The sequence below is a fragment of the Mesorhizobium sp. M1C.F.Ca.ET.210.01.1.1 genome, assembly GCF_004791585.1.
GTDB lineage: Bacteria > Pseudomonadota > Alphaproteobacteria > Rhizobiales > Rhizobiaceae > Mesorhizobium.
The window spans coordinates 52930-79561 of record NZ_SRUU01000006.1 but is presented as its reverse complement, the minus strand read 5'-3'; the positions used below and the strand labels follow the sequence as shown (position 1 = coordinate 79561).

Below are 26632 nucleotides of genomic sequence, written 5' to 3'. Positions count from 1 at the left end.
GCCTTGCCCAAACTCGTCTGCGTCGACGTCTACCCCGACGTCAGTGAGCGAAGTCTACGCCGCTCTGTCTCCATCGCGAGGGCCAGTTTTCCGAAAAATGAAGGAACCAGTTTGAGCGCGCTCGCAGCTGTGGCAGGATGGGAGGACGGGCCCTTGGAGGTTATGGCGTATGGAAAGCTGGAGGCGTCGGCGGGACAGCGCCCCCCTCTGCCCTGCCGGGCATCTCCCCCACGAGGGGGGAGATCGGACGTCGCACCCGCTTTCGCCAATTACCAGCGCTGCGGAAAGAGCGGGGCGCCCAAACCGCCAATCTCCCCCCAAGTGGGGGAGATGTCCGGCAGGACAGAGGGGGGCGCGAAGGAACTCGACCGTGCAAGGCCATGGCGGGCAATGGCCTGGAAGCCCATAGAGCGAGTCACCCATGCGACCCCTCCACCCCAAACCCCAGGCCTTCCCCCTCGACATGCTGGCCGTGAACCGGTCGAGCCCCGAGCACCTCTCCCGCCAGCTCTACCATGGCCTCGTCGCCATCATCCGCAGCCGCGCGCTGCCGCCGGGTTCGGAACTGCCTTCCACGCGCGCCCTGGCCGCCGAGCTCGGCCTTGGCCGCAACACCATCGTCACAGCCTACGACCAGCTCGTCACCGAAGGCTACCTCGCCAACCGCCAGGGCGCGCGCCCGGTGATCGTCGACCTGCCCGACGGCCCGCGCGAGACGCCGGCCGAGGCGCCGCCGGTGCCGCTGCGCTCACCCTCGCGGCGCGGCCAGCAGCTGCTCAGCCAGCCCTGCCACCATGGCAGGCCGGGGCATGTCGCCTTCCACCCCGGCATGCCGGATGCGTCGAGCTTTCCCTTCGGCGTCTGGGGCCGGCTGGTCGCGCGCCGCGCCAGCCATGGCGGCGAAACCCTGTTCGGCACCTATGACGTCACCGGCCATCCGGCGTTGAAGGAGGCGATCTCCGGCTATCTGTTCTCCGCGCGCGGCGTGCGCTGCCGGCCGGAGCAGATCGTCGTCACCACCGGCGCGCAGGCCGCCTTCGATCTTCTCGCCCGCCTGCTGCTCGACCCCGGCGACACGGTGTGGATGGAGGAGCCGGGCTATTATGGCGCCAAGGCCGCCTTCACCGTGGCCGGCGCAAAAATCCTGCCCATCCCGGTCGACCAGGAGCGCGGCTGGCATCTCGACCCGCCGGACCCGTTGCCGCGCCTCATCTACGTGACGCCGGCCTGCCAGCATCCGCTCGGCATCACCATGCGCATGGAGGAGCGGCTGCGCCTGCTCGACATCGCCGAGACCGCCAACAGTTGGGTGATCGAGGACGATTTCGACGGCGAATACCGCTTTCAGGGCCGCCCCGTGCCGGCGATCCAGAGCATGGACCGCTCCGGCCGCGTCATCTATGTCGGCACTTTCGCCAAGCTCCTGTTCCCGGCGCTGCGCATCGGCTTCATGGTGCTTCCCATCGAGCTGGCGGGCCGCATCGTCAACGCGATCTCCACCACCGGCCAGTTCGCGCCCCTCCTGCTGCAGGCCGCCTTGGCCGATTTCATCACCGAAGGCCATATGAGCCGGCACCTGAAGCGCATGCGCCGCATCTACGCCCAGCGTCGCCAGCTTTTCCGCGAGATCGTCGCCGAGCGCCTGCGCGACGAGATCACGCTGTCCCCCGCCGAAGCCGGCATCCAGGTGGTGGGCTATCTGAAAGAGGGCATCGACGACATCAAGGTCAGCCAGGCGGCAGCGCGAAGGGCGATCAACGTCTCGCCGCTGTCGAAATATTTCCAGAACACGGCGGCGACCCAGGGGCTGGTGCTGGGCTATGCCGCCTGTGACGCAGTGCAGACGCGGGAGGGGGTGGAGAGGCTGGCGGCGGCGATACGCGAGACGCTGGGGTGAGGGGCGAATGCCTAATCGCAGGCAATCGCATAGCGCCGCGACCCAGGCGATTGGCGTTTCCTCGCCCCCACGAACGTGGGGGAGAGGTGGCTCGGCGCAGCCGAGACGGAGCGGGGGAGCGCCCTATGCGACTGCTCGCCTGACGGCGCTCAAGCCGGCCGCGCAATCACCTCGGCATACCGCTGCAGATACAGCGGCCAGCCCTGATCGCCGTCGACGCCGTCGCGCACGCTTTCCCAGCCCTGGCCGTGGCGCTCGAGATTCCGGTGCTCGATCTCGACGCGGGTGCGCCCGGCCGTTTCGGCGGTGAACCGCACCTCCCACTCGCTGGTCTTGGCCGGGTCGGTCTCGATCCGCCATTGCGGGCTGATGTCCCAGCTGAGCAGCACCCGGTTGGGTGGCTCATAGGCCAGCACGCGCGCCCAGCGGCACTCGCTGCCGTCTACGCCGCGGTCGTAGAGATGGCCGCCGACCCGCGGCTCGAACACTGTCTCGGCGATCTTGACCGGCAGCAGATTGTGCTCGGCCGGTTTGAAGCTGCCGAAATCTTGCGTGAAAGCCTTGAAGGCGCGCTCGATCGGCGCCTCGACCACGACGGACTGTTTCACGGACGTGATTGGGACTCGGGTATTCATGGTGACTCCTCTGGTGGGGTCTCGACGGCCAGCTTGTAGGCCGCGAGCGTCTTGCTCCAGAACCGGTCGAGCCAGGCGCGCATCTGGCCAAGCCCGTGCGGGTCGATGTGGTAGACGTTGCTGGCGCCCTTCGGCTCGGCGCGCACCAGCCGCGAGTCCTTGAGCACCTTCAGATGCTGCGACACCGCCGACTGCGACACCGCGACCTGCCGCGTGATCTCCGCCACCGAGCGCGGCCGCTCCGCGATCAGCTCAAAAATCTGCCTGCGAGTGGTATCGCCAAGGGCCGCAAGCTGGGCGCTATCAACAGTCATGACTTATGATTAGTGCAGACTGATGATAGAGTCAAGGAGTGAAGGAGTGGCGGCCGCCCGGGGGGACGCATCCGCCATGCGCGCCGCCGCTTTAGCCCATGGAGTCGCGCCGCTAAGATGCGTTCCGGCTCCTGTGTTTTGTTCGCTTTGCCTGGGGCAAGGCGTTTCAGCGATTCATAGAATCGCCGATCCGCTCTAAGTATTTGTTTTTACGCAATTCCGGACGGAAAACCGTTACACACTTTTCCTGGAATTGCTCTAGGTCGCGGGGTCGGTGAGGAAGGGCATGATGTCCACGCCGTCTCCTGGAAAGACAGAGAAATGCGGGTGGTTCTCGAAGAGGCGGGCGGCGGCCTTGATGGTTTCAGCCTCAACGACGATGTAGCCGCAGAAGGGATTCACGGCGCCGGCAATGCCGTCTTTGGTCACGCGCATCGTCTTGCCAACCATGCCGCCACGATCAGGGAACGATGCGGCATTCCTCTCCTCCCAATCCGTCCACTGCTTTAGCCCGACGGCGTCGATCGCGTCCTGCTCGGACTTGGGCAGGGCGCGAAAGCGGCCGAGGTCTTCGGGCTTCATGGTGTAAACGGCGAGAAAGCGGGGCATGCGGTGCGCTCTTCGTGCAGGCAGGAAAGACATTCGACCCTAGACTTCCCACTGGCCCGCGTCACTCCACAATCGCGCCGTAAGCGCCCGCCGCCTATCTGGATTTGATCGGGAAGTCCGCTTATGCAAAGAGGCGTAAGGGGAGATTGGCGCACCCGACAAGATTCGAACTTGTGACCTCTGCCTTCGGAGGGCAGCGCTCTATCCAGCTGAGCTACGGGTGCTTCCCGAGAGACCGGAAAACGAACCAGCCGGTGAGCCGGCCAGCCACGGCTTCTTAGCGGAAGCCGCTCCGCGCTTCAACGGCCAATTGGGATGGTGACGTTTTAAGCGCACAGGACGACCGCGTGTCGCCTCGGGCATAAGAGGCAAGGCGCGGCTTGAGAGGGCGGCGCGCGGGCTTCGTCCCGCTCACCCCTCCACCTCGACCTTCGCCGTCCTCCGCCTCACCCCCCGCGTCGCCCGCTTCTGCTTCTTCGCGGTCAGCTCATGCATGGCGTCGAGCTGCATCTGCTGCATTTCGGCCAGCCGCTGCCATTGGCGCGAGATCAGGTAGTCGAGTTTTTCGTGCAGGTGCCGCACTTCCAGCTCGGCCTTGAGGTTCACCCGGTAGTCGTTGAAGGAGCGCAGCCGGTCCTTCGCCTCCTGCCGCTTCTGGCTCATCATGATCACCGGCGCCTGGATGGCCGCGATGCAGGAGAGCATCAGGTTGAGCAGGATGAACGGGTACGGGTCGAACGCGCCTGTCGTGCCCTCGGCGAGGTTGATGCCGATCCAGATCAAAAGCACGGCCGCGAACGAGATCAGGAACCACCAGCTGCCGCCGAACTCGGCCATGTTGTCGGAGACGCGGTCGGCGAAGGAGCGGTGCTCCTCGAACTCCTCTTCCGAGTTTTCCGAGATCGTGTCCTGCCTGGCGATCGATTCCACCACCTGGCGGTCGAGCTCGGAGAATTCGCCGTGCTCCTGTTGCAGCAATTCCTCCATGTAGCGCATGCGGTAGCGCGAGAGCTCCTGGCGGCTGATGCGGGCGCCGCGCGGCAGGTCGGGATGGTCGGAGCGGATGCGGTCGGCGAGGCTAGGCCTGAGATCGTCGATGCGCACCAGGTCGCGCTTGCGGAACTTTCTGCCGCTGATCGCCGACGGCTTTTTCTTCGGCTTGACCCGCGTCGTGCCGGGTAGGGCGGGCTCGGAATCCGGCACCTCCGGCGCTTCGAGGATCTCGTCTGCCGCCTCATGCGCGTCCTCCGGCACCGTGGCCGCCTCGAGATACTCGCCGCCCGACTCGTTCTCGTCGTCCGCTTGCTTTGGCGCGGATGCCTTGGGGTCGCTGGCCATGCTCAGTGCTCCTGTTCGCGAGGCTTTGCGATACGATACGCCAAGCCGGCGCGGCATATCCATGGTGGCTGTGAAGCTGGTGTGACCGAACAAGTTCTTGTGATGATGGGCGGGCTTCCTTGCAACCGCATAGGGTAGCGCCAGCCCCCGCTCCGTCTCGGCTTCGCCGAGCCACCGTGCCGGAGCGAGCCACCGGTCTCGCCCGTCCTTCGGACCCAACGCCAATCGCGAGGGCCGCGACCTTTGCAAACTTAGTTTCCTCGCCCCCGCGGAAGCAGGGGAGAGGTGGATCGGCGCGCAGCGCCGAGACGGAGCGGGGGAGCGCCGTGGGCGATTGTCTACCCTGGCGCCATCGTCGCTGCTGGGTGGCCTTATCCAAGCTCTGTGGCCGGCCCGGCCGGCTAACTATATCCGTTTCAGGCCCGGTCGCGCGCAAGCGCTCGACCCGCCACCAGGGGGCGCATCGCCCCGCAAGAAGAGGGATCGACATGTACAAGCACATCCTGATCGCCACCGACGGTTCGGAACTCGCCGGCAAGGGCGTCGCCCACGGCCTGGAACTGGCCAAGGGCCTCGGCGCTGTCGTCACCTTCGTCCACGTCACGGAGCCGTTCCCGGCGCTGGCCTGGGGCGGTGCCATGGCCGGCTATGTAACCGGCGACGAGCTGGTCTACTATGAGGAAAGCGCGCGCAAATATGCCCGCGAAGTGCTGGACAAATGCAAGGCCGATGCCGACGCGCTCGGCGTGGCCTCGAAGAGCCTGCATATCGAGAACCGGACGCCCGCCGAGGCGATCCTCGACACGGCCCGCACACAAGCCTGCGATTTGATCGTCATGGCCTCGCATGGCCGCCGCGGCATCGGCCGGCTGGTGCTCGGCAGCCAGACGGCGGAAGTGGTGTCGCTGACGGAGATCCCGGTGCTGGTGGTGCGGTAAGGGCACGTTGATATTCAGGTGAGGCCGGCCTGCAAACGGCGGTTTCCTGCGCTTCCAGTGCTCACGTACTTCAAGTACGCTTCGCTCCGGTTCTCGGAAACCCCCATTTTCGGCTCGGCCTGACCTGAATCTCAACGTGCCCTGGACGAGCGGGGCGCTGGAACAGCCAATCTCCCCCCTTGAGGGGGAGATGTCCGGCAGGACAGAGGGGGGCGCTGTCCCGCCGGCGTTTCAGGTTTCTGCGACCTGCTACTGCGCCGGCAAACCAGGAGCCGGCAACCCTGGCAGCGCCGCGTCCGGCGGCGGCAATCCGGGAAGCGCCGAAGCGGCCGGCTGCTGCCCGGCATACATCAGCTTGGGCTGGGTCGCAGCGGCGGTCATCGGCCCCAGGCTCCTCTGGATCAGCGCCTCGACATGGTCGTTGCGCTGGCGCGCGCTGTCGGCGCCCATCACCACCACGATCAGATGCCGTCCGTCGGCGTTGTAAGAGGTGACAATGTTGTAGCCGGAGGCGCGGATATAGCCGGTCTTGATGCCGTCGACGCCGCGCACGCGTCCCAGCATGTCGTTGTGGCCGCGCACCAGCCGGCCGCGGAACATGAAGTCGCTTTCGGAGAAATAGTGGAAATGCTGCGGGAAGCGCTTCTCCAACGCCAGCCCCAGCACCGCCATGTCGCGCGCGCTGGTCACCTGGCCGCCGTCGGGCAGGCCGCAGGCGTTGCGGAAGGTCGTGCTGGTCATGCCGAGCTGGCGCGCCTTGGCGGTCATCATAGCGGCAAACTGGTCCTCGCTGCCGCCGAGATATTCGCCCACCGCCACCGCAACGTCATTCGCCGATTTCACCACCATGGCGCGGATGGCGGAATCGACATCGATCGTCTCGCCGTGCCTGAAGCGCAGCTTCGTCGGCGGCTGTGAGGCGGCGTGATCGGAGACCGGAATCTGCGTCTCCTTGGTCACCCGGCCGCTCTGCAGTGCCTCGAACAGCATGTAGAGCGTCATCATCTTGGTCAGCGAGGCGGGATAGCGCTGTGCCGACGAATTGACCTCGAACAGGGTCTTGCCGGTCGGGGCGTCGACCACGATCGCCGCGTATTTCTGCGGCTGCGCCGGCACCGCCAGCACGCTTTCCGGCGTCGCCGCGGTGGTGCAGCCTGCAAGCAGGAGCAGCAGGGCCAATGCGGCCATCAGTTTCTGGAGGAGCGAAAAGGGACGGGACAAGACGTGTTCTAAACTGTTGCTGAGATGCGGCGAAGCTAACGTAACGCCAATGCCGCGTCCAACTGGTTAACGGCAGCAATAAGGCATTTGCCCAGGTTTTCGCGCCCCTCAGCCGCCTTTGCCATCCCCATGCCCCTGCCGCTATGATGTCTGCGGCTTGGAATCGGGGGGATCGGCATGTCGGAAATCGCCACGGGCACGACGTCGCTGCTGAGGGCATCGCTCAGCCGCACCGGCAAATGGGCGGGCAGCGTCGCCTTCCTCAGCGGCGCGGCGTCGGACGTGCTCAATCCGCTGGGGCCCTTTGCCGCCTATATCGCGCTGGTCGCCGCGGTCGCCGCGGCGATCATCGCCATCGCCATGGTGTTGCGCCTGGTGCTGGCGGCCAAGGCCATGCCGGCGCTGATCTTTGCCACCAGCGCGGCGGCGATCGCCGGCGGCGTCTATGGCGTCCAGCAGGAAACCAATTCGCAGAACGGCGTGATCGCCGCGCTGGTGCCGGCGGTGGCCGAGCTGCAGCAGTCGCTGGGCATCGTCTCCGAGAAGGTGGCGAAGATCGAAAAGACGGTCACCGAGACGCAGAAGACGGTCGAAGCGGTCAAGAAATCCACCGACACGGTGGCGCAGAAGACCGATCAGATTGCCGAGACGCAGAAGCAGCAGACCGCGCAGGGTGCCGAAACGCAGAAGACGGTCGAGGCGGTCAAGCAGACCACCGACACTTTAGCCGCCGGCCAGCAACAGCAGCAGGCGCAGGCCGAGAAACTGCAGGCGACTACCGAGCAGATCGCCGCTTCGATCGACACGATAGCCAAGGGCTTTGCCCAGCTCGCCGCGCAGGGCGGCGCCATCGCCGATCCCAAGCGTCCCGACGAGTTCTACCACAACGCCCGCGTCTATGAGCTGGCGGGCGACATGCTCAACGCCCGCCGCGCCTATCTCGCCTTTGCCGGCTTCGATGTCGACGCCATCGATCCCTATACGCGCTTCGCCACGCTGCTGAGGGTCCAGGACGGCAAGGCCGGCGCGCGCGAAGTGTTCGGCCAGCTCGCCGGGAAGGCCAAGGCGCCGGCGATCAAGCTCGTCCACCTGCTCCAGTTCGACGATGCCCAGCGGCTCGACAAGCTCAACGCCTTCATTTCAGCCAATTCGGACTACGCGCCGGCTTACTTCCTGCTTGCGCAGGAATTCTCCGAGGACCGTCTCGGCAGCCAGACGCTGGCCGACAAGCGCAGCGAGGCTGAGGCGCTGACCAAATTCGTGTCCTATGAGAAGGATGGCGGCCTGCTCAAATATTTCGTCGACCAGACCCAATTGGCCGACTGGCTCGACCGCAGCCGCACCAGGCTGGCTGCGCTCGGCGACGTGCTCGACCCGTCGCGCTTCGTGCCGACGCTGACGCCGACGCGCTCCAACGCCGGCTGGTCGATGACGATCTCGCTGCCCGAGCCGGCCACCGCCATTTCCTGGCGGCTCGGCGACAGCGGCCCCTTCACCGAAACCGGCCTGATGGCGATGAACGACCAGCGCACCGGCAAGCCGATGCCGAACCCGAGCTTCGAGCTGCCGGACAGCACCGCGGCCACCACCATCGGCATAAAATATCTCGACATCAGGGGCCGCGAGACCGGCCCGTTCGACATCCGCTTCGATCCGGATTCGGCGCTGCAGCAGGGCAACAAGCAGATCCTCGGCCAGTTCTGGACCTCGTGGATCGCCTTCGATGCCAGTGGCAACCACGGCCTGGTCTATTTCACGCAGATGCTGTCCTTCCGCTGCGCCATCAAGGAGGTGCGCTACAGCCTGAACGGCACCGCGTTGGACAAGGAGATCAAGATGCCGCCCTGCGACGCCAAGGATCCCTACGCGATCCCGGCCGACTACCAGCCCTATTTCAAGGTCAAGGACGACGTGAAATCGATGGCGGTGCAGGTCACTTACACCGATGGCACGAAGTCGCCGGTGCGAGAGTATAAACGGCAGTAGGGGCCTACCCTCCCCCTTGTGGGGAGGGTCGATCCGCGCAGCGGATCGGGGTGGGGGGCGAAAGGACTCTTTTGGGTTGGACCCCCACCCCGTCAAGCGATCTCCGCTTCGCTCCGACCGCTCGCCGACCCTCCCCACAAGGGGGAGGGTAGACGCTGATGCAAAATGCCTGCCATTGCCCTTGCGCACCGGGGATGGTGCAGGCTTTGCTGCCAGCCGAAGAACAAGATTCGCGGCGAGGCAGCAATGGACACGGTCACCATCAACGCAAAGGGCATCTCGGTTTCGCTCGATCTCGTGGTCGGCCATATCGCAGCCATGGAAATCGAGGCGGACGGCCGCCGCCTGAAGCCGCTGCACCGCGCGCCCTGGGTCGGCGCGCCGCGCGAGAAGCTGCCGGAGAACCTTCCCGAAGGCACGGTGCGACTGTCGGGCGATTTCCTCTGCGCGCCATTCTCCACCAGCGACGTCGAGGCAGCACCCCTGCATGGCTGGACGGCCAACAGTGAATGGGATGTCGTCGAAAACAGCGCCATCGCCGGCGGCTGGCGCGCCGTCTTCCGGCTGCGCCGCAAGGTGATGGGCGCGGCCGTCGACAAGATCTTCACGCTGCGCGACAACCACCCCTTCCTCTACCAGGAGCACATCTTTTCCGGCGGCTCCGGCGCCATTTCCGTCGCCCATCATCCGATGACGGCGATGCACGGCGGCGGCAGGCTCGCCTTCTCGCCGAAGCGCCTGGCGGTCACGCCGGCCACCCCGCTGGAGCCCGATCCGGCGCGCGGCCGCTTTCGCCTGGCCTATCCCGCCCGCGCCACCGATCTCACCCATTTCCCGATCGCGGCCGGTGGCACCGCCGACCTCACCGACTACCGCATGGAAGACCGGCGCGAGGATTTCATCACTTTGGTCGAAGCCGATCACGTCGGACCGGGCTGGACGGCGCTCGCCCGCCGCGCCGAGCAGGATCTGGTGCTGGTGCTGAAGAACCCGGCCGAACTGCCGGTCACTATGCTGTGGTTCAGCAATGGCGGGCGCGATTACGCGCCCTGGAGCGGCCGCCACATCGGCGTGCTCGGCATCGAGGATGGCCGCGCCGCGGTCGGCCACGCCGCCTCGCTCGGCGACAACTGGCTGAAGCACGAAGGCGTGGCGACGGCCTTCGCGCTTGCGCAAGGGCGCAGCGTCTCCTTCCGCCATGTCATCGGCGCGGTTCCGCTCGCCGATGCCGAGCCGCCAAGCGGCATCGAATCGGAGGATGGGCGCATGCGTCTCGTGGCGACAGATGGCTCGGCAAGGGACATCGCCTTTGACAGCGAATTCCTGCGCATCGGCCGCTCGGTTCCGGCCTGAAGCCGGCAGCAATCGCGGTTTGAAATTTCCGCCGACAGCCGCCAAGATGGAGCCGGAATCGCTAACGGAGAGGCGTTGATGTCCGATTTAGCCCATATCACCGCCGCCATCTTCAAGCGCGCCGGCAAGGCCAAGCGTTTCGTCGTCGCCATTGCCGGCCCGCCGGGAGCCGGCAAGTCGACCATATCGGGCAGGTTGCATGAATTGCTGCCCGAGGGCTCATCCGAAGTCGTGCCGATGGACGGCTTCCATTTTGACGACATCGTGCTCAACCGGCGCGGCATGCGCTCGCGAAAAGGGGCGCCGGAGACCTTCGATTTCGGCGGCTTCGAGACGCTTTTGAAGCGCATCCGCTCCGGTGAGCCGGACATTGCCATTCCGGTCTTCGACCGCAGCATCGAACTGTCGCGCGCCGCCGCCGAGATCATTTCCGCCGACACCAAGTTCATCCTGGTCGAGGGCAACTATCTCCTGCTCGACGAGGAGCCGTGGTCGCGGCTGGCGCCTCTGTTCGACTTCACGATTTTTGTCGACGTGCCGCGGGGCGAGCTGGAGCGCCGCCTGATGGAACGCTGGCGCGGCCATGGCAAGTCCGACGAGGACGCCCGCGCCTGGATCGCCTCCAACGACATGCCGAATATCGAGCGTGTGCTGGCGCGCCGCCGCGAGGCCGATCTGGTCATTGGTCAATGACCCTGGTGATTGGTTAACCTGCTCAATTTTCAATATTTTCGGACGGGAACCTTAAGGGTTCCGCGCCGTTATGCCCTATCCCGAATTATCCGGCGCTGAAGCAATTCCAGCAGCAGTGCGTGACGGTTTTCCGTCCGGAATTGCGCAAAACAAATAACAGGGAACCGTCCCATGGCAACCAAGACCAGAAAACCCGTGCCCGCGAGAAGCAGGGCCAGTCAATCCAAGACACCACAATCGAAGACAGCGCAATCGAAGGGCGGCGCCGGCGAGGCGATGGCCGAGGGTGCCAGGGACGCCAAACCCACATTCGGCAAGGCCGCGCCGAGGAAAGTGGTGCCCGGCGCGGCGCACAAGGTCGCCGCGAAGCCGCACAAGCCCGCGGCGGCAAAGTCGGGTCCGATCCGCACCGTTGCAAGCGTGGCGACCGGCGCGGTGGTGGCCACCGCCCGGCTTGCCGCTTCCGTTCTCGGCCGCGGTGGCACCAAAACCAAGACGAAATAGGCGATTCCTGGAAAAGCGCGCGGCGGCTCCCGTTCAGGCCCTCGCCGGAATGGTGAGGCCCCTCTGCACGGCCGGCCGTGCAAGGCCGCGCTCCAGCCATGCCGCAACAGTCGGGAAATCGTCGAAGCCGACGAGGTCGCGCGCCTCGTAGAAGCCGATCAGGTTGCGCACCCAGCCGAGCATCGAGACATCGGCGATGGTGTAGTCGTCACCCATGATCCATCGCCGGCCCTGCAGACGCGTCTCCAGGACGCCGATCAGCCGCCGCGATTCGTCGCGATAGCGCTCCAGCGGCCGCTTGTCGGCGATCTCGCGCCCGGCGAATTTGTTGAAGAAGCCGACCTGTCCGAAGATCGGGCCGATCGCGGCCATCTGGAAGAACACCCACTGGATCGTCTCGTAGCGCCGGATCGGATCGGCCGGTATGAGCTTGCCGGTCTTGTCGCTGAGATAGAGCAGGATGGCGCCGGATTCGAACAAGCCGATCGGCTTGCCGTCGGGTCCGTTCGGATCGATGATCGCCGGTATCTTGCCGTTCGGGTTGAGCGATAGGAATTCCGGCGTCCAGCTCTCGTTCTTGCCGATGTCGACGTAGTGCGGCTCGTAGGGCAGGCCGATCTCCTCCAGCGCGATCGAGATCTTCACGCCATTGGGGGTTGCAGCGGAATAGAGCTGCAGGCGGTCGGGGTGCTTGGCCGGCCAGCGCTTGGCGATCGGAAAGACGGACAGGTCGGTCATCGGGGGCTCCGGATGCGGATTGGCGCCGGGCGGCGCTCATGGCGGGTGGGCAAGAATTAGGACCGCGATCCCTCGGGATCAATATTGCCATGCACGGACAGGCAACCATAGCGATCCGCCGGGACGCAAGCGCGTTCCGGCGGAATGGCTGGCGCCCGAATCAGATCGCTCGTGTCAGATCGCCTTGAAGGCCAGCACCGCATTGGTGCCGCCGAAGGCGAAACTGTTGCTCATCGCGGCGCGCACCTTGCGCTCGCGCGCCACGTTCGGCGTCACGTCGAGATCGCATTCCGGGTCGGGCTCACGGTAATTGGCGGTCGGCGGCACGATGCCGTCGCGGATCGCCATGACGCAGGCGATCATCTCCAGTCCGCCCGATGCGCCAAGGCAATGCGCGTGCATCGACTTGGTCGAGGAGACCGAGAGCGCGCCCACATGCTCGCCGAAAACGCGCTTGATCGCAGCCGTCTCGATCTGGTCGTTGGCTTTGGTGCCGGTGCCATGCGCGTTGAGATAGTCGACATCCTCGGGATTGAGCCCGGCATCCACCAGGCAGAAGCGCATCGCCGCTTCCGGCCCTTCGATCGTCGGCGCGACGATGTCGGAGGCGTCGGCCGATAGGCCGGTACCGGCGATCTCGGCGAGGATTGTGGCGCCGCGCGCCATGGCGTGGTCGTAGCTTTCCAGCACCGCCATGCCGGCGCCCTCGCCCAGCGACAGGCCCTGGCGGTCGGCCGAGAATGGCCGGCAGGTGTCAGGCGAAAGCACCCTCAACGCTTCCCAGCCCTTGAGCACGCCCCATACCAGCGGCGCCTCGGTGCCGCCGGCGACCATGACGTCGGCGCGGCCGAGCCGGATCTGGTCGACAGCCGAGGCGACGGCGTGGTTGGCCGAAGAACAGGCTGACGTGACGCCGAACACCGGCCCGCGCAGGCCGAGACTCATGCTGACCTGGCCGGCGGCCGCGCCCGGCATCACCTTCGGCACGGTGAAGATGGCGGCGCGGTTGCGTCCCTCGATCAGGATCGCGCGGTAATTTTCCTCGATCGTCTCGAAGCCGGCGACGCCGATGCCGACGACGGCGCCCATCCGGTAGGTGTTGTCGGCATGCGCGACCAGTCCGGACTGCCGCATCGCTTCCCGGGCGGCGATCACCGCCAGCAGGCTGAAACGGTCCATCGAAACCACCTGCTTGCGGTCGATGCCGTGATCGGGCAGCTCCTTGATTTCGCTGCCTACCTTGACCTTCAGGTCATGCAGGGAAGGGTTGTCGATCGGGCCGATTGCCGAGCGGCCGGCGCGCATTGCGTCCCAGATCGCGGCCACATCGTTGCCGAGCCCGCATATCCCGCCGATGCCGGTGATGACGACGCGTTTCAGCATGCAATCAGGCTTTTTTCGCGATCAGTTCGCGAACCGCCTCGACCATGTCGCCGACGTTCTTGAGGTTGCTCCAGGCGTCGACCGTGTTCATCTCGATCTCGATGCCGTACTTCTCCTCGAGATCGAAGATGATCTCGGTCAGCTCCAGCGAGTGGATGCCAAGCGTGTTGAGATCCGTGCTGGTGGTGATTTCCTCGCCGCCGGTCTCGGCATGAGCTTTGATCTTCTCGATGATTTCGGTCGTCAGCTGGTCAGCCATTCGGTTCCTTCCCCTGTCGTTTTCCGACGCCGACTGATCAGCGCCCCTTCGTACCCGGATACACGGATGCCGTCGCCCTTACCTCTCCAGGCATCGCGTGACCGCTCCAAGGTGGCTCCCTCTATAGAAACCGAAACGATGTCAAGCAACAAGCTATATATCGACAAAGCCACCGGAGTGCTTAACGTTGGCGTCGTGGACATGATCGACGATACCCTGGTTTCCCCGCTTGCCGCCCAACGTGTTGCCGGGCGAGGCAGGCTTTTCTGCGGCAGAACAGGCGGCCGGACCCGCCTTCAGCGCCTTTATCAGGACGGATCGGCCAAGATTCGCATGCCGGCCGTGCAAGGCGACCCGCTCGAGGCCGTGCTGATCAACACGGCCGGCGGATTGACCGGCGGCGACCGGCTCGGCTGGGCGATCGAAGTCGGCGAGGGCGCCTCGGCCTCCATCACCACCCAGGCCTGCGAGAAGGTCTATCGCGCCGCCTTCGATCGCGCCGAGACCAAGGTCAGCCTCGATGTCGGCGCCGGCGGCCGGATTGCGTGGCTGCCGCAGGAGACGATCGTCTTCGACCGGGCGGCCTTTGCGAGGACGCTCGATGTGACGCTTGCGGGGAGCGCCGAAGCGCTGCTGTTGGAGGCGACATTGTTCGGCCGGCTGGCGATGGGCGAGCAGACGGTTCTGGGCAACTTCCGCGACCGCTGGCGGGTTTGGCAGGACGGCAGGCTCATCCATGCCGAGGATTTTCGCATCGGGCCGGATATCGCCGCCGGCCTCCAGCGCCGGGCCGTGGCCGGCGGCGCGCGTGCGATCGCAACGCTGCTTCTCGTCTCCCCGCATGCGGAAGCCCTGCTGGAGCCGGCCCGCGCCATCATCGGCGATCCCATGATCGGCGGCCTCGTTGACAGTGACCGGGGCGGCGTCAGTTTCTGGAGCGTCGGGCAATCTGGCAAGCTTCTTGCGAGGCTCACCGCCGGCGACGGCTACCAGCTCCGCAAGCGGCTGGTTCCGCTGGTCGAACTGCTCAACGGACGGGCGGGCCTGCCCAAATTATGGTCACTTTGACCTCGAATGGTTGATCTTGAATACCGGGACGACGCATGAATCTGACGCCGCGTGAAAAAGACAAGCTGCTGATTGCCATGGCGGCGATCGTGGCGCGCAAGCGGCTGGAGCGCGGTGTCAAGCTCAACCATCCCGAGGCGATCGCCTTGATCACCGACTTCGTCGTCGAAGGCGCCCGCGACGGCCGCTCGGTGGCCGAACTGATGGAGGCCGGCGCCCATGTCGTCACCCGAGCCCAAGTGATGGATGGCATTGCCGAGATGATCCACGACGTCCAGGTCGAGGCGACCTTTCCCGACGGCACCAAGCTGGTGACTGTGCACGAGCCAATCAGGTGAGGGCCAATCCGGTGAGGAGAAACCGATGCTGGAACTGAGGCCCAATTGCGAATGCTGCGGCAAGGATCTGCCGCCTGAAGCGGCGGATGCGCTGATCTGCAGCTTCGAATGCACCTTCTGCGCCGGTTGTGCGGAAGGCGTGCTTGCCGGCGTTTGCCCGAACTGCGGCGGCAATTTCGCGCCGCGGCCGATCAGGCCGGCTGCGAAGCTGGCGAAATACCCGGCATCGACCAAGCGTGTGGTCAAGGCCGAGGGCTGCGATCCCCGCAAGGCCGCTTGAGCAACACGACCCCTGAAGAAAGGCATGCAGATGACAACAGCTCCGATGATACGAACCGCGCTCATGGCGATTGCTTTCGGCATGCTGTGAGGCCGCGATGATCCCCGGCGAAATCGTCACCGCCAAAGGCGAGATCGAGCTGAACAAGGGCCTGCCCACGGTGACGCTCAAGGTCGCCAACAGCGGCGACCGGCCGATCCAGGTCGGCAGCCACTATCATTTCTTCGAGACCAACGAGGGACTGAAATTCGACCGTGAGCGCGCGCGCGGTATGCGGCTCGACATCGCCGCCGGCACCGCCATGCGCTTCGAGCCGGGCCAGGAACGCGACGTCACGCTGGTGCCGCTCGGGGGCAAGCGCGAGGTCTATGGGTTCCAGCAGAAGGTGATGGGCAAGCTGTGAGGTCTGGCGGCGGGGTCAAATCACTTCGGAGGCTTGGCCGCCGCGTAGATGACGATCTTGCCCGGATTGTCGAATTCCACGGCAAGCACGTCCTCGGCGAGCACACGCCGCGAATCGATGGCGTTGAACAGCAGCGCGTTCGCTTCGATCTCCTGCCGCAGTTCCGCGACGTCGTCCTGATGCTGCTTCACCTTGTTCTCGATCGCGGGCGGCGGTCCGCCCTCGCTGCGCGCGGCATCCGTCAGGAACACGATATCGACCGTGTCGAGCCTGGTCGTCTTGCGCACTGTGCCGATATTCTCGCGCGTGCGGTCTATCGCGGTGATGACTTTGCCGGCTTCCGTCTTCGACAGCGCTTCTTCCTGCCGGATGTCGGAATCAACGATCGCGGCGCTTGGCTTGGTGCTGTCCAGCGGCTGCGCCGGGAAGGCCGGGGCGCCGGCCACCAGAAGCATGGCCGCGACAAGGGTTGGAGATCCTGTTCCGAGACGCGGGACGCTCGCCATCGCTCGCTCCTGATTGAACTTGTGGCGGGGCGAAAAAGGCGAAACGAGTCGTGTCGGCAGGAGGTTCCCTTGGCGATGCTGCTGACGGACCCGCAGCCGGCCCGCCAGCATGGGTCTTCAGCTCGCCTTCTTGGTGATCAGGGTCAGCGCGCCATTGGGCTGCAGGCTGGCCGCGATCACCTGCGCGGAGCTCATCCCCTTGGCTTCGAGCGCCGACTTCACCTTGGGCGTCGCGTCGATCGATTTGCGCAGGGTCTGCAGGCCGGCGTCGCCGCGCTGCGCCACGATCTGGTTGACCTGCGTCTGTGTGTCCTTGGGCAGTTCGGTAATGTCGACGATGCTCACGCTCTGGATGGACGGCACGGCCGGCTGCGCCTTCGGAGCGGCGGGAGCAGGTGCGGTCGGCGCCGGGCTTGGTTGGGGCGCGGGCTGCTGCTGGGCGCTGGCTGCACCCGCCAGCGCCAAGCTGGCAGCGGCCGCGAAGAATATCGTCTTGCGCATGGATGTTCCTTCCATCGGTTTTGCAAACGGTCGTTTTGGGCTGACTCGCACACCTCAACCGCCAAATGGGATCGGAAGGTGTCGCCGAGCGGGTCATTGCGTGACCATTGGATGGCGACAATGTGCACCTCACGCTCAATCCTCACTTTCGGCAACCTCACTGTCAGGAGCAATCGCTAATGGCCAGAATTACCCGCGTCGCCTATGCGCAGATGTATGGCCCGACCGTCGGCGACAAGGTGCGGCTGGCAGACACCGAGCTCTTCATCGAGGTCGAGAAGGATTTCACCGTCCATGGCGAGGAGGTGAAGTTCGGCGGCGGCAAGGTCATCCGCGACGGCATGGGCCAGAGCCAGGTCGCGCGAGCTGAGGGCGCGGTCGACACAGTGATCACCAATGCGCTGGTCGTCGATGCGATTGCCGGCATCGTCAAGGCCGATATCGGCCTGAAGGACGGCCGCATCGCGGCCGTCGGCAAGGCCGGCAATCCGGACACTCAAGATGGGGTCACCATCATCATCGGGCCGGGGACCGAGATCATCGCCGGCGAGGGCAAGATCCTCACCGCCGGCGGCTTCGACGCGCATATCCACTTCATCTGCCCGCAGCAGATCGAGGAAGCGCTGATGAGCGGCATCACCACCATGCTCGGCGGCGGCACCGGTCCGGCGCATGGCACGCTGGCCACCACCTGCACGCCCGGCCCTTGGCACATGGCGCGCATGATCCAGTCCTTCGACGCCTTCCCGATGAATATCGGCCTGTCCGGCAAGGGCAACGCCTCGCGGCCGGCAGCGCTCGAAGAGATGGTGCTCGCCGGCGCCTGTTCGCTGAAGCTGCATGAGGACTGGGGCACGACGCCCGCCGCGATCGACTGCTGCCTGTCGGTCGCCGACGCCTACGACGTCCAGGTGATGATCCACACCGACACGCTGAACGAGTCGGGCTTCGTCGAAAACACGGTGGCCGCCATCAAAGGCCGCACCATCCACGCCTTCCACACCGAGGGTGCCGGCGGCGGCCATGCGCCCGACATCATCAAGGTTTGCGGCCTGCCCAACGTCATCCCGTCCTCAACCAATCCGACCAGGCCTTACACGGTCAACACGCTGGCAGAGCATCTCGACATGCTGATGGTCTGCCATCATCTGTCGCCGTCGATCCCGGAGGACATCGCCTTCGCCGAGAGCCGCATCCGCAAGGAGACGATCGCGGCCGAGGACATCCTGCACGACATCGGCGCCTTCTCGATCATCTCGTCCGACAGCCAGGCCATGGGCCGCGTCGGCGAGGTGGCTATCCGCTGCTGGCAGACCGCCGACAAGATGAAGCGTCAGCGCGGCTCGCTGCCTGAGGAAACCGGTGACAACGACAATTTCCGCGTCCGCCGCTACATTGCGAAATACACCATCAACCCGGCCATCGCGCACGGCCTGTCGAAGGAGATCGGCTCGGTGACGGTCGGAAAACGCGCCGATCTCGTGCTGTGGAATCCGGCCTTCTTCGGCGTCAAGCCGGAGATGGTGCTGGTCGGCGGCTCGATCGCCGCCGCCCCGATGGGCGATCCCAACGCCTCGATCCCGACGCCCCAGCCGATGCATTACCGGCCGATGTTCGGCGCCTTTGGCAAGGCGCTGACCAACTCGTCCGTGACCTTCGTCTCGAAGGCCGCCTTCGATGCCGGCCTGCAGGGCCGGCTCGGCGTGGACAAAGCCATGGTCGCGGTCGAAAACACGCGCGGCGGCATCGGCAAGCATTCGATGGTGCTCAACGACGCCACGCCGCATGTCGAGGTCGATCCCGAGACCTACGAGGTGCGCGCCGACGGCGAGCTCCTGACCTGCGAACCGGCGACGGTCTTGCCGATGGCGCAGCGGTATTTTCTGTTTTAAAGCCGATTGCGCCTTCCGGTGAGCGGGCAAATTCCGTTGCGGCTGGAGTGTGGACCTTGCACTATGCGGTTGCGCAACTGCATAGCGGACAACCATGGCCACCGAAATCGCCTCTCCCCACGACGTCTTCCCGCATATCCGCATCGTCATGGGCATGGTGGTCGGCCTTGGCGTCACCCGGCTTCTGTCCGGGGTTGCCCGCATCGTCCAGCATCCCGGCCAATACAAGCTCTATCCCGTGCATCTCGCCTGGGTCGGCTCCATGCTGCTGCTGCTGGTGCATTTCTGGTGGTGGGAGTTCGGCCTCTACGCGCTGGAGACCTGGACCTTCGGCAAGTACCTCTTCATCATCTTCTACGCGGTCACGCTATTCCTGCTCTGCGCGCTGCTGTTTCCGGATTCGATGCTCGATTACACCAGCTACGAGGACTATTTCTATTCGCGCCGCGCCTGGTTCTTCGGCCTGCTCGGCATGACCTACCTGCTCGACGTCATCGACACGCTGCTGAAGGGGCCGGAGCACTTCGCCCGCTATGGCCACGAATATCTGATCCGCACGCCGGTCTTCGTGGCATTGTGCATCGCGGCAATCCTGGTGCGCGACCGCCGCTTCCACATCGCCTTCGTCGTCGCCACGCTGGTCTATCAGATATCGTTCATCCTGCGGCTCTTCGACACCATCGTATGACCGCCGCGGATAGTCTAAAGCAATTCCAGGAAAAGTGTGTGACGGTTTTCCGTCCGGAATTGCGTAAAAACAAATACTTAGAGCGCTTCGGCGATTCCGTGAGAGGCTGAACCGCTCTAGAGTCCGGTAAAAGACAGGGTTCAACCATGTACAAGGCGGTCGGATCGAGAGGCTCCAGGGTCAGCCGCGTGCTCTGGATGCTCGAGGAGCTCGGGCAGCCCTATGAGTTCGTCGAGGTCAAGCTGCGCTCGCCGGAAGCCTATGCGCTCAATCCGTCGGGCAAGGTGCCGATCCTGATCGACGGCGATCTGAAAATCACGGATTCGGCGGCGATCTGCGTCTACCTGGCGGACAAGCATGCCGACAAGGGCATGGGCGCCAATCCTGGTCTCGCCGGTCGCGCCGAGATGGATTCCTGGATGCATTTCGCCCAGAGCGAACTGGAAGCGCCGCTGTGGAACAAGCTGCGCCACCGCTTCCTCTTGCCCAAGGACATGCGCGTCGATGTCGGTCCGGCCGCGGCCCATGATTTCGCTTCGGAGGTGAAAGCGCTGGATCGCCGGCTTGGCGACAAGCCGTTTGCGCTTGGCGATCGCTTTTCCGCTGTCGATGTGCTGCTCGGCGACATGGGCGGCTGGGCACGCGCCGGCCGGTTCCCGATCGAATCCGAACGGGTCAACGCCTATTTCGATCGTGTATTGCAGCGTCCTGCCCGCGCGCGGGCGCAAGCCAATGGCGGAGCCATGAGATGAAGCTGAACATCAATACCGACTTCACCAAATTCCCCCGCGCCGTCTCGGTGCTGCCAGCCGGCGAGGCGGGAGCGGCGACACCTTTCGACAGGGCCGTGTTGCCGCATGACGAGAGGCATCTGCGCCGTCGCGCCATTGAGACGGCGGCCGGCGACAAGGTGCTGGTCGACCTGCCCGAGCCGGTGGCGCTCCGCAATGGCGACCGGCTGGTGCTGGAGGACGGTCGCCAGCTCGAGATCGTTGCTGCGCCGGAAGAGGTCTATGACATCCGCGCCCGCGACGCCGTGCATCTGGCCGAGCTTGCCTGGCACATCGGCAACCGCCATCTCGCAGCGGCGATCGAGGCGGACCGCATCCTCATCCTGCGCGACCATGTCGTCAAGGCGATGCTGGAGGGGCTCGGCGCCAGAGTGAGCGAGGTGTCGGAACCGTTCAATCCGGTGCGCGGCGCCTATTCCGGACACGGGCACGGCCATGATAACCATGCGCATGATCACCATGGCCACGACCATCATGATCATGACCATCACCACCATGATCACCACCACCATCATGACTGACCAGCCGTCGTCCATAGCGCTGTTGCGGTTGATGGCCTGGCTGTCGCCGTCCTTTCCGGTCGGCGGCTTCTCCTACAGCCATGGTCTCGAACGCGCCGTGCATGACGGGCTGATCGCCGATCGCGAGACTCTCGCAGAGTGGCTGGAGACGCTGGTCGAGATGGGTTCCGGCTGGAACGATGCCGTGCTGTTCGCCGAAAGCTGGCGGCGCGCGCGTGATGGCGGCGATCTCGCGGAAGTCGCAGCACTTGCCGAGGCGGTTGCCGGCTCGCAGGAGCGGCACTTGGAAACCATGCTGCAGGGCGCCGCCTTTCTCAAGGCGGCGTCCGCCTGGCCGTGCCCGGCGCTGGAGCGACTGCCTGCCGATTGTCCCTATTGCGTCGCCGTCGGCGCGATTGCCGGGAGCAACGGTATCAGCCTCGCGGATGGGCTGTCCGCCTTCCTGCAGGCCTTCTTCTCCAACCTCGTGCAGGCCGCGATCCGGCTCGGTGTGGTAGGTCAGGTCGATGCAACGGCATTGTTAGCCGGCTTCGAACCATTGGCTCTTGCGACGGCCGCCGGTGCGGCGAATTCTTCGCTCGACGATCTCGGCGGCTCAGCCTTCGTCTCCGACATAGAGGCGATGAAGCACGAAACCCAGTATTCGCGTCTGTTCCGCTCATGATCGTTCTTGCCGTCCTGCTCTCCTTCGTTCTGCTGCTGATCACCACGCTGCACGTCTATTGGGGCATCGGCGGCATCTGGCCGGGCACGGATGCAAGATCCTGCGCCCATGCCGTCGTCGGTTTTCGCGGCGTCGACGAGATGCCGTCGCCTGTCGCGAGCTTCGCCGTCGCCGCCTGCTTGGCGCTCGCCACTCTGTGGCCGCTGGCGCTCGCAGGCGTCTTCGCGACGCCCTTTCCAAAGGAAGGGTTGGCAGCCACCGCGTTGCTCATTGGCATCGTCTTTCTCGGCCGCGGCGTCGCCGGCTTCACGCCGTGGTGGCGCCGGTTGACGCCGGAGCAGCCCTTCGCGCGGCTCGACCAAAGCCTCTATTCGCCGCTCTGCCTGCTGATCGGGCTGAGCTTCGCCGTCCTCGCCATCATGGAGTTTCCGGCATGACATCGAAAAACGGTCCCCTGCGCATTGGCATCGGCGGCCCCGTCGGTTCCGGCAAGACGACGCTCACCGAAAAGCTCTGCAAGGCGCTGCGCGACGACTTCTCCATCGCCGTCGTCACCAACGACATCTACACCAAGGAAGACGCCATGATGCTGGCCCGCCTGCAGGCGCTGCCGGAGGAGCGCATCGTCGGTGTCGAGACCGGCGGCTGCCCGCACACCGCCATTCGCGAGGACGCTTCGATCAATTTGCGCGCCATCGCCGAGCTGAACCGCAAGTTTCCGGATCTCGACATCGTCTTCATCGAATCCGGCGGCGACAATCTTGCGGCCACCTTCTCGCCCGATCTTGCCGATCTCACGCTTTATGTCATCTCGGTCTGCCAGGGCGAGGAGATCCCGCGCAAGGGCGGGCCGGCCATCACCCGTTCCGATTTTCTCATCATCAACAAGAGCGACCTTGCGCCCTATGTGAACGTCAATCTCGACGTGATGGAAGCGGATGCCGCCCGCATGCGCGGCAAGCGGGCTTTCGGCTTTACGGACTTGTCGCGCGGCAAGGGCCTGCAGCAGGTGATCGACTTCATCGTCGAGCAGGGCGGGCTGCAATCGGCACGGCCTGCGGCCTGACACTATCTGACCCACCAGTTTGCGGTTGCTGGTCGCAGTTGGGCACGGCATTCTCAGGGAAACCGGAGGATATTCAATGAGCATTGCCCGTCTGAAGGAACCGCTGACCAACCTTCCTTACTACGAGGAGCGCGTCGATCTCGCCGCCGCCTTCCGCTGGACGGCGCGGCTCAACATGCACGAGGCGGTGGCCAATCACTTCTCGCTGTCGGTCAACGCGGACGGCACCAAATTCCTGATGAATCCCAACCAGGTGCATTTCTCGCGCATCAAGGCGAGTGACCTGCTTCTGATCGACGCCAATGATCCAGACACGCTCTCCGGTCCCAACGCGCCGGACCCGACGGCCTGGGGCCTGCACGGCGCCATCCACCGCAACGTCCCGCATGCGCGCTGCGCCATGCATGTCCATTCCATCCACGCCACCGTGCTCGCCTCGCTGGCCGACTCGACGCTGCCGCCGATCGACCAGAACTCGGCCATGTTCTTCAATCGCCATGTCGTCGATGCCAATTATGGCGGGCTCGCCTTCGAGGAAGAGGGCGAGCGCTGCTCGCAGCTTCTGACCGACCCCAAGGTGAAGGTCATGGTGATGGGCAATCACGGCGTGATGGTCATTGGCGACACCGTCGCCGACACCTTCAACCGCATGTTCTATTTCGAGCGCGCCGCAGAGACCTACATCAAGGCGCTGTGGACCGGCCGGCCGCTGCGCACGCTCTCGGACGCCATCGCCGAGAAGACGGCCAGCGAGATGGACGACTATCCCGGCCAGGCCGAGCGCCATCTTGCGGAGCTGAAGGCGATCCTCGACGAGGAAGAGCCGGTGTACCGCAGCTGAGACCTACAGCCCGAGCGTTTGCCGGAGCTCATCCGCGCTGCCGATAACGATCGCACCGGGCGGTCCTTCCATCGGCGCTTCCGGCCAGAAGATGGTCTTCATGCCGGCAGCCAGCCCGGCCATGGCGCCGGTGCGGCTGTCGTCGACCGCGACCGCGTCGGCCGGATCGACGCCGGCGAGATAGGCGGCGCGCAGGAAGGGTTCCGCATGCGGTTTGCCTTGACGCACGTCGTTGCGGCTGACGGTGTGCATGCCGGGATAGATGAGGCCGACGGCGCTCAGATTGGCATCGACGATCAGCCGGTCGGAATTGGACACCACCGCCTGCTCGACGCCGAGCGCCCGCAATTCGTTGAAGACCTCGATCGCGCCGGGACGCGGCTTCAGCGTCTCGGCCATCGGCAGGTAGTGGTCGTATTTGCGCACGATCCAGTCATCGAAGGGTAGGTCGAGCCCGAACGTGTTGCGCAGCATCTCGTAGACCGGCCATGCCGCGACGCCGAGCACCCGCTCATGCAGGTCGACCGGTGGCGCGATGCCGACGCTGCGCAGCGCAGCCACAAGCGCTGCCTCATGCAGCGGCTCGCTGTCGACCAGCGTTCCATCCATGTCCCAGAAAACCGCTTTCGGCGTCATGCGAGGCTCCTTTTGCCGATCCCTTAATGGGTTTCCCGGCCGAGATAAACCGCCCCACCGTCTAATGGTTGGCGCAAGGCCGAATTGGTTCGTCCGCGGCTTCCGGTCGCCGCAAGCAATTGCCCTTTCGATTGACAATTGCGCATTGCCGCTTTCACTGTAATCTATAGCACCCCGCTATCTCGGGGCTGGGGAGGCAGGTTGTGAACTCGCGACAGGAGACCGGCAACACGAGGTTGGACGACGCCGCGCGCGCCGGCTGGCTCTACTATGTTGCCGGCAACACGCAGGACCAGATCGCCGCCAAGCTCGGCATTTCCAGGCAGACGGCGCAGCGGCTGGTGTCGCTGGCGATGTCGGAAGGCCTGATCAAGGTGCGGGTCGACCATCCGATCGCCAATTGCCTCGACCTTGCCGCGCGGCTGAAGTCGCGCTTCGCGCTCGATCTGGTCGAAGTCGTGCCGAGCGATCCGACCTCGTCCTCGACGACGATCGGCGTTGCCGAGGCGGCCGCGGCCGAGATCGAGCGGCGGTTGCGCTCGGCCGCGCCAATCGTCATGGCGATCGGCACCGGCCGCACGCTGAAAGCGGCGATCGAGCAGTTGCCGCCGATGGAGTGTCCGCAGCACAAGGTGGTGTCCTTGACCGGAAATATCTCGCCCGACGGCTCGGCTGCCTTCTACAACGTCATCTTCACCATGGCCGACCGCGTCAAGGCGCGCTCCTTCCCGATGCCGCTGCCGGTCATCGCTTCCTCGCCGGAAGAGCGCGACATGCTGCTCAGCCAGCCTATGATCCAGCCGACGCTGGCGCTTGCCGCCGAAGCCGACGTCACCTTCGTCGGCATCGGCGATCTCGGCCCCAAGGCGCCGCTCTATGAGGACGGTTTTATTTCGGAGAGCGAACTGAAGGCGCTGCAGAAGGCCGGCGGCGTCGCCGAGATCGTCGGCTGGGTGTTCGACCGCGAAGGCCGCATGATCGAAGGCATCACCAACGACCGGGTTTCATCCGCCGCCTTGCCGTCGCGCGAGAAATCGCTGGTCATCGCGCTCGCCATGGGCGAGCGCAAGCTGCCGGGCATCCTCGCCGCCGTGAACCGGCGGCTGGTCAACGGGCTGATCACCGATGAGAAGACGGCCGCCGCCTTGCTGGCCGGCGCATGACGCCAGACCTCTTGGTGCCGGAACGTCATGCACCGGGGCAAGGATACGCCATAATCTTCGATAAAATCGGCCAGCCTACCTGTAGGGCTTGAGGGTGTCGTTGCCGTCCAGGAAGCCCATGTCGCGCTGCAGGTGCGGCGACAATTCTCTGATATCGAGATAGGCCCGTCTCTTGGCCTGGCGGCGCGCAAATCCACGCACAAGCCTCGAAAACCAGCCTTGTCCTGGAGCGAGAAGCAGTTTTTCCTGTATCGTGGTCATGATCGTCAGCCTTCGCTATGCTTGAACTGGATTGATCGTCGACCCCACATATCGGGCTGATCGGCCAGCGCCGCCAATCAAACGTCGATCATGACCCATAAAGAGGCCTTATGCCGGATCTAAACGCCCGACAGTTTGCTCAACTCCCGCCGCTGCAGGCGATCCGGGTGTTCGAGGCCGTGGCCAGGCATCTCTCCTTCACCAAGGCCGCCGAGGAGCTTGGCATGACACAGGCGGCGGCCAGCTATCAGATCAAGCTTCTCGAGGAGCGCATCGGCGCCCCACTGTTCCTACGCCGGCCGAAGCAGATCGAGCTGACCGAACCCGGCCAGCGCCTGGCGCCGGCCGTCAGCGAGGCCTTCTCCCTGCTGAGCGGGGCTTACTCGGCAGCCCGGGCCGGCGCGGAAGGCGTGCTTTGCGTTTCCACTCTGCTCACCTTCGCCTCCAATTGGCTTGCGCAGCACCTGGGCTCCTTCCAGGTCGCGCATCCCTCGCTCGCCGTGCGCGTCGACACGTCGAACCGCGTCGTCGACTTCGCTCGCGAGGATATCGATATCGCCATCCGTTCAGGCGGGGGCAAATGGCCGGGCGTGGAAACGCATATGCTGTTCAAGGCCGATTTCACGCCGGTGCTCAGTCCCAGGCTTGCGGCGAGCATCGGCGGCGTCAAGGAGCCGGCCGACCTGCTCAAGCTGCCGATCCTCGATCCGGGCGACATCTGGTGGCAGGAGTGGTTCGCGCTCGCCGGCCTGCCGGCAGACGAGCTCGCCAGCCGGCCCGGCACCAGCATGGGCGCGCAGGCCTACGAGGCGAATGCCGCGATGGCCGGCCACGGGGTGGCGATCCTGACCACGGCGCTGTTCAAGAACGAGATCGCCGACGGCCGGCTGATCCAGCCCTTCGACCTGGTCGGCGACGACGGCCATGCCTATTGGCTGGTCTATCCGACGGCCCGCCGCAACGTGCCGAAGATCCGCGCCTTCCGTGACTGGATCCTCGCCGAGATCGCCTGCCAGTAGGCCGGACACGAAAACCAACCACCCGAATTGAAATTTTCTTCAGCGCTGCCGAAGCGGCGCGATGGTGATTTGTGCTGCGCTGCAGCATCGATTCCGCTTGACATAATTCACGCTAAGTGAGTAATT

32 protein-coding genes and 1 tRNA gene are annotated in these 26632 nt (G+C 65.0%); 20 read left to right on the top strand and 13 right to left on the bottom strand.

What is annotated here, in order from left to right; all coding sequences use genetic code 11:
* Positions 1-421: 421 nt before the first annotated feature.
* Positions 422-1897 (top strand): PLP-dependent aminotransferase family protein, encoded by a 1476-nt coding sequence (locus EN853_RS08815; protein ID WP_127859470.1) that lies wholly within the window; start codon positions 422-424, stop codon positions 1895-1897.
* A 149-nt stretch (positions 1898-2046) separates the two neighbouring features.
* On the opposite strand, the gene EN853_RS08810 is transcribed toward EN853_RS08815, so the two are convergent.
* From EN853_RS08810 to EN853_RS08790, 5 genes are all read right to left on the bottom strand, one after another.
* A complete protein-coding gene (locus tag EN853_RS08810; RefSeq protein ID WP_127859471.1) occupies positions 2047-2532 on the bottom strand; it encodes an SRPBCC family protein in 486 nt (161 codons plus the stop codon).
* Positions 2529-2846: a metalloregulator ArsR/SmtB family transcription factor gene (locus EN853_RS08805; RefSeq protein ID WP_127859472.1), complete on the bottom strand. Its 318-nt coding sequence runs from the start codon at positions 2844-2846 to the stop codon at positions 2529-2531. The genes EN853_RS08810 and EN853_RS08805 overlap by 4 nt, the downstream gene beginning before the upstream one ends.
* Positions 2847-3104: 258 nt before the next feature.
* A complete protein-coding gene (locus EN853_RS08800; protein ID WP_127859473.1) occupies positions 3105-3455 on the bottom strand; it encodes a hypothetical protein in 351 nt (116 codons plus the stop codon).
* Positions 3456-3602: 147 nt separating this feature from the next.
* Positions 3603-3679: transfer RNA gene (locus EN853_RS08795), tRNA-Arg, on the bottom strand.
* A 187-nt stretch (positions 3680-3866) separates the two neighbouring features.
* Positions 3867-4793 carry a DUF1003 domain-containing protein gene (locus EN853_RS08790; protein ID WP_127859474.1) on the bottom strand — a complete coding sequence of 309 codons (927 nt, stop codon included), beginning with the start codon at positions 4791-4793 and terminating at the stop codon, positions 3867-3869.
* A gap of 488 nt (positions 4794-5281) precedes the next feature.
* On the opposite strand from EN853_RS08790, the gene EN853_RS08785 reads away from it, so the two are divergent.
* Entirely contained in the window at positions 5282-5731 is a 450-nt protein-coding gene (locus EN853_RS08785) for a universal stress protein (protein WP_127859475.1), read from the top strand.
* Between the two features lie 249 nt (positions 5732-5980).
* On the opposite strand, the gene EN853_RS08780 is transcribed toward EN853_RS08785, so the two are convergent.
* A complete protein-coding gene (locus EN853_RS08780; RefSeq protein WP_167524423.1) occupies positions 5981-6919 on the bottom strand; it encodes a D-alanyl-D-alanine carboxypeptidase family protein in 939 nt (312 codons plus the stop codon).
* Between the two features lie 210 nt (positions 6920-7129).
* Here EN853_RS08780 and EN853_RS08775 point away from each other — a divergent pair, with 210 nt between their 5' ends.
* The 4 genes from EN853_RS08775 to EN853_RS08760 all read left to right on the top strand — a co-directional run bounded on the left by EN853_RS08775 (position 7130) and on the right by EN853_RS08760 (position 11488).
* On the top strand, positions 7130-8938 hold the full coding sequence (locus tag EN853_RS08775; protein ID WP_127859477.1) for a DUF948 domain-containing protein: 1809 nt from the start codon (positions 7130-7132) through the stop codon (positions 8936-8938).
* A gap of 246 nt (positions 8939-9184) precedes the next feature.
* Positions 9185-10291 (top strand): hypothetical protein, encoded by a 1107-nt coding sequence (locus tag EN853_RS08770; RefSeq protein WP_127859478.1) that lies wholly within the window; start codon positions 9185-9187, stop codon positions 10289-10291.
* 78 nt (positions 10292-10369) lie between these two features.
* Positions 10370-10984: a nucleoside triphosphate hydrolase gene (locus tag EN853_RS08765; RefSeq protein ID WP_127859479.1), complete on the top strand. Its 615-nt coding sequence runs from the start codon at positions 10370-10372 to the stop codon at positions 10982-10984.
* A gap of 171 nt (positions 10985-11155) precedes the next feature.
* On the top strand, positions 11156-11488 hold the full coding sequence (locus EN853_RS08760) for a hypothetical protein (protein WP_127859480.1): 333 nt from the start codon (positions 11156-11158) through the stop codon (positions 11486-11488).
* A 33-nt stretch (positions 11489-11521) separates the two neighbouring features.
* On the opposite strand, the gene EN853_RS08755 is transcribed toward EN853_RS08760, so the two are convergent.
* From EN853_RS08755 to EN853_RS08745, 3 genes are all read right to left on the bottom strand, one after another.
* The gene (locus EN853_RS08755) at positions 11522-12226 is read right to left on the bottom strand and encodes a glutathione S-transferase N-terminal domain-containing protein (RefSeq protein WP_127859481.1); all 705 of its coding nucleotides are present in this window, start codon (positions 12224-12226) and stop codon (positions 11522-11524) included.
* 174 nt (positions 12227-12400) lie between these two features.
* On the bottom strand, positions 12401-13609 hold the full coding sequence (locus EN853_RS08750) for a beta-ketoacyl-[acyl-carrier-protein] synthase family protein (RefSeq protein WP_127859482.1): 1209 nt from the start codon (positions 13607-13609) through the stop codon (positions 12401-12403).
* Positions 13610-13613: 4 nt separating this feature from the next.
* Complete coding sequence (locus EN853_RS08745; protein WP_059188710.1) at positions 13614-13868, bottom strand: acyl carrier protein; 255 nt, start codon at positions 13866-13868, stop codon at positions 13614-13616.
* 195 nt (positions 13869-14063) lie between these two features.
* On the opposite strand from EN853_RS08745, the gene EN853_RS08740 reads away from it, so the two are divergent.
* From EN853_RS08740 to EN853_RS08725, 4 genes are all read left to right on the top strand, one after another.
* Entirely contained in the window at positions 14064-14936 is an 873-nt protein-coding gene (locus EN853_RS08740; protein ID WP_167524434.1) for an urease accessory protein UreD, read from the top strand.
* Between the two features lie 35 nt (positions 14937-14971).
* Positions 14972-15274, top strand: coding sequence for an urease subunit gamma (locus tag EN853_RS08735; protein ID WP_059188709.1), 303 nt, complete (start codon positions 14972-14974; stop codon positions 15272-15274).
* A gap of 25 nt (positions 15275-15299) precedes the next feature.
* Positions 15300-15554, top strand: coding sequence for a DUF1272 domain-containing protein (locus EN853_RS08730; RefSeq protein WP_127859484.1), 255 nt, complete (start codon positions 15300-15302; stop codon positions 15552-15554).
* A gap of 97 nt (positions 15555-15651) precedes the next feature.
* On the top strand, positions 15652-15957 hold the full coding sequence (locus EN853_RS08725) for an urease subunit beta (RefSeq protein WP_127859485.1): 306 nt from the start codon (positions 15652-15654) through the stop codon (positions 15955-15957).
* Positions 15958-15977: 20 nt separating this feature from the next.
* Here EN853_RS08725 and EN853_RS08720 read toward each other — a convergent pair whose 3' ends face one another.
* Both EN853_RS08720 and EN853_RS08715 read right to left on the bottom strand, forming a co-directional pair.
* Positions 15978-16412, bottom strand: a complete 435-nt coding sequence (locus EN853_RS08720) for a hypothetical protein (protein ID WP_245516889.1) — start codon at positions 16410-16412, stop codon at positions 15978-15980.
* Between the two features lie 168 nt (positions 16413-16580).
* Positions 16581-16964 (bottom strand): hypothetical protein, encoded by a 384-nt coding sequence (locus tag EN853_RS08715; RefSeq protein WP_127859486.1) that lies wholly within the window; start codon positions 16962-16964, stop codon positions 16581-16583.
* Positions 16965-17143: 179 nt separating this feature from the next.
* On the opposite strand from EN853_RS08715, the gene ureC reads away from it, so the two are divergent.
* The 8 genes from ureC (at position 17144) to EN853_RS08670 (ending at position 23427) form a co-directional block, all read left to right on the top strand.
* On the top strand, positions 17144-18856 hold the full coding sequence (gene ureC / locus EN853_RS08710; RefSeq protein ID WP_127859487.1) for an urease subunit alpha: 1713 nt from the start codon (positions 17144-17146) through the stop codon (positions 18854-18856).
* Positions 18857-18950: 94 nt separating this feature from the next.
* Positions 18951-19544, top strand: a complete 594-nt coding sequence (locus EN853_RS08705) for a hypothetical protein (RefSeq protein ID WP_127859488.1) — start codon at positions 18951-18953, stop codon at positions 19542-19544.
* Positions 19545-19690: 146 nt separating this feature from the next.
* A complete protein-coding gene (locus tag EN853_RS08695; protein ID WP_127859489.1) occupies positions 19691-20296 on the top strand; it encodes a glutathione S-transferase family protein in 606 nt (201 codons plus the stop codon).
* Complete coding sequence (locus EN853_RS08690; RefSeq protein WP_127859490.1) at positions 20293-20856, top strand: urease accessory protein UreE; 564 nt, start codon at positions 20293-20295, stop codon at positions 20854-20856. Before EN853_RS08695 ends, EN853_RS08690 begins: the two co-directional genes overlap by 4 nt.
* Positions 20849-21520 (top strand): urease accessory protein UreF, encoded by a 672-nt coding sequence (locus EN853_RS08685; protein WP_127859557.1) that lies wholly within the window; start codon positions 20849-20851, stop codon positions 21518-21520. The genes EN853_RS08690 and EN853_RS08685 overlap by 8 nt, the downstream gene beginning before the upstream one ends.
* A complete protein-coding gene (locus EN853_RS08680; RefSeq protein ID WP_127859491.1) occupies positions 21517-21957 on the top strand; it encodes a DUF3995 domain-containing protein in 441 nt (146 codons plus the stop codon). Before EN853_RS08685 ends, EN853_RS08680 begins: the two co-directional genes overlap by 4 nt.
* Positions 21954-22586 (top strand): urease accessory protein UreG, encoded by a 633-nt coding sequence (gene ureG / locus EN853_RS08675; RefSeq protein ID WP_127859492.1) that lies wholly within the window; start codon positions 21954-21956, stop codon positions 22584-22586. The genes EN853_RS08680 and ureG overlap by 4 nt, the downstream gene beginning before the upstream one ends.
* A gap of 76 nt (positions 22587-22662) precedes the next feature.
* A complete protein-coding gene (locus EN853_RS08670) occupies positions 22663-23427 on the top strand; it encodes a class II aldolase and adducin N-terminal domain-containing protein (RefSeq protein ID WP_127859493.1) in 765 nt (254 codons plus the stop codon).
* A gap of 3 nt (positions 23428-23430) precedes the next feature.
* On the opposite strand, the gene EN853_RS08665 is transcribed toward EN853_RS08670, so the two are convergent.
* The gene (locus EN853_RS08665) at positions 23431-24063 is read right to left on the bottom strand and encodes an HAD family phosphatase (RefSeq protein WP_127859494.1); all 633 of its coding nucleotides are present in this window, start codon (positions 24061-24063) and stop codon (positions 23431-23433) included.
* A 203-nt stretch (positions 24064-24266) separates the two neighbouring features.
* Here EN853_RS08665 and EN853_RS08660 point away from each other — a divergent pair, with 203 nt between their 5' ends.
* Entirely contained in the window at positions 24267-25226 is a 960-nt protein-coding gene (locus EN853_RS08660; protein WP_127859495.1) for a sugar-binding transcriptional regulator, read from the top strand.
* Positions 25227-25301: 75 nt separating this feature from the next.
* Here the strand turns inward: EN853_RS08660 and EN853_RS08655 are convergent, their stop codons facing one another.
* Positions 25302-25487: a hypothetical protein gene (locus EN853_RS08655; protein ID WP_127859496.1), complete on the bottom strand. Its 186-nt coding sequence runs from the start codon at positions 25485-25487 to the stop codon at positions 25302-25304.
* Between the two features lie 110 nt (positions 25488-25597).
* On the opposite strand from EN853_RS08655, the gene gcvA reads away from it, so the two are divergent.
* Positions 25598-26506: a transcriptional regulator GcvA gene (gene gcvA, locus EN853_RS08650; RefSeq protein WP_127859497.1), complete on the top strand. Its 909-nt coding sequence runs from the start codon at positions 25598-25600 to the stop codon at positions 26504-26506.
* Positions 26507-26632: the final 126 nt, after the last annotated feature.

Bases quoted from the DNA above. Each gene is read 5' to 3' on its own strand.
- EN853_RS08790 (WP_127859474.1), bottom strand. From the start codon at position 4,793: ATGGCCAGCGACCCCAAGGCATCCGCGCCAAAGCAAGCGGACGACGAG.
- EN853_RS08800 (WP_127859473.1), bottom strand. From the start codon at position 3,455: ATGCCCCGCTTTCTCGCCGTTTACACCATGAAGCCCGAAGACCTCGGC.
- EN853_RS08725 (WP_127859485.1), top strand. From the start codon at position 15,652: ATGATCCCCGGCGAAATCGTCACCGCCAAAGGCGAGATCGAGCTGAAC.
- EN853_RS08655 (WP_127859496.1), bottom strand. From the start codon at position 25,487: ATGACCACGATACAGGAAAAACTGCTTCTCGCTCCAGGACAAGGCTGG.
- EN853_RS08705 (WP_127859488.1), top strand. From the start codon at position 18,951: ATGGCCACCGAAATCGCCTCTCCCCACGACGTCTTCCCGCATATCCGC.
- EN853_RS08770 (WP_127859478.1), top strand. From the start codon at position 9,185: ATGGACACGGTCACCATCAACGCAAAGGGCATCTCGGTTTCGCTCGAT.
- ureC (WP_127859487.1), top strand. From the start codon at position 17,144: ATGGCCAGAATTACCCGCGTCGCCTATGCGCAGATGTATGGCCCGACC.
- EN853_RS08785 (WP_127859475.1), top strand. From the start codon at position 5,282: ATGTACAAGCACATCCTGATCGCCACCGACGGTTCGGAACTCGCCGGC.
- EN853_RS08760 (WP_127859480.1), top strand. From the start codon at position 11,156: ATGGCAACCAAGACCAGAAAACCCGTGCCCGCGAGAAGCAGGGCCAGT.
- ureG (WP_127859492.1), top strand. From the start codon at position 21,954: ATGACATCGAAAAACGGTCCCCTGCGCATTGGCATCGGCGGCCCCGTC.
- gcvA (WP_127859497.1), top strand. From the start codon at position 25,598: ATGCCGGATCTAAACGCCCGACAGTTTGCTCAACTCCCGCCGCTGCAG.
- EN853_RS08745 (WP_059188710.1), bottom strand. From the start codon at position 13,868: ATGGCTGACCAGCTGACGACCGAAATCATCGAGAAGATCAAAGCTCAT.
- EN853_RS08715 (WP_127859486.1), bottom strand. From the start codon at position 16,964: ATGCGCAAGACGATATTCTTCGCGGCCGCTGCCAGCTTGGCGCTGGCG.
- EN853_RS08730 (WP_127859484.1), top strand. From the start codon at position 15,300: ATGCTGGAACTGAGGCCCAATTGCGAATGCTGCGGCAAGGATCTGCCG.
- EN853_RS08665 (WP_127859494.1), bottom strand. From the start codon at position 24,063: ATGACGCCGAAAGCGGTTTTCTGGGACATGGATGGAACGCTGGTCGAC.
- EN853_RS08780 (WP_167524423.1), bottom strand. From the start codon at position 6,919: ATGGCCGCATTGGCCCTGCTGCTCCTGCTTGCAGGCTGCACCACCGCG.
- EN853_RS08690 (WP_127859490.1), top strand. From the start codon at position 20,293: ATGAAGCTGAACATCAATACCGACTTCACCAAATTCCCCCGCGCCGTC.
- EN853_RS08720 (WP_245516889.1), bottom strand. From the start codon at position 16,412: ATGCTTCTGGTGGCCGGCGCCCCGGCCTTCCCGGCGCAGCCGCTGGAC.
- EN853_RS08735 (WP_059188709.1), top strand. From the start codon at position 14,972: ATGAATCTGACGCCGCGTGAAAAAGACAAGCTGCTGATTGCCATGGCG.
- EN853_RS08765 (WP_127859479.1), top strand. From the start codon at position 10,370: ATGTCCGATTTAGCCCATATCACCGCCGCCATCTTCAAGCGCGCCGGC.
- EN853_RS08775 (WP_127859477.1), top strand. From the start codon at position 7,130: ATGTCGGAAATCGCCACGGGCACGACGTCGCTGCTGAGGGCATCGCTC.
- EN853_RS08750 (WP_127859482.1), bottom strand. From the start codon at position 13,609: ATGCTGAAACGCGTCGTCATCACCGGCATCGGCGGGATATGCGGGCTC.
- EN853_RS08810 (WP_127859471.1), bottom strand. From the start codon at position 2,532: ATGAATACCCGAGTCCCAATCACGTCCGTGAAACAGTCCGTCGTGGTC.
- EN853_RS08815 (WP_127859470.1), top strand. From the start codon at position 422: ATGCGACCCCTCCACCCCAAACCCCAGGCCTTCCCCCTCGACATGCTG.
- EN853_RS08670 (WP_127859493.1), top strand. From the start codon at position 22,663: ATGAGCATTGCCCGTCTGAAGGAACCGCTGACCAACCTTCCTTACTAC.
- EN853_RS08805 (WP_127859472.1), bottom strand. From the start codon at position 2,846: ATGACTGTTGATAGCGCCCAGCTTGCGGCCCTTGGCGATACCACTCGC.
- EN853_RS08685 (WP_127859557.1), top strand. From the start codon at position 20,849: ATGACTGACCAGCCGTCGTCCATAGCGCTGTTGCGGTTGATGGCCTGG.
- EN853_RS08755 (WP_127859481.1), bottom strand. From the start codon at position 12,226: ATGACCGACCTGTCCGTCTTTCCGATCGCCAAGCGCTGGCCGGCCAAG.
- EN853_RS08695 (WP_127859489.1), top strand. From the start codon at position 19,691: ATGTACAAGGCGGTCGGATCGAGAGGCTCCAGGGTCAGCCGCGTGCTC.
- EN853_RS08680 (WP_127859491.1), top strand. From the start codon at position 21,517: ATGATCGTTCTTGCCGTCCTGCTCTCCTTCGTTCTGCTGCTGATCACC.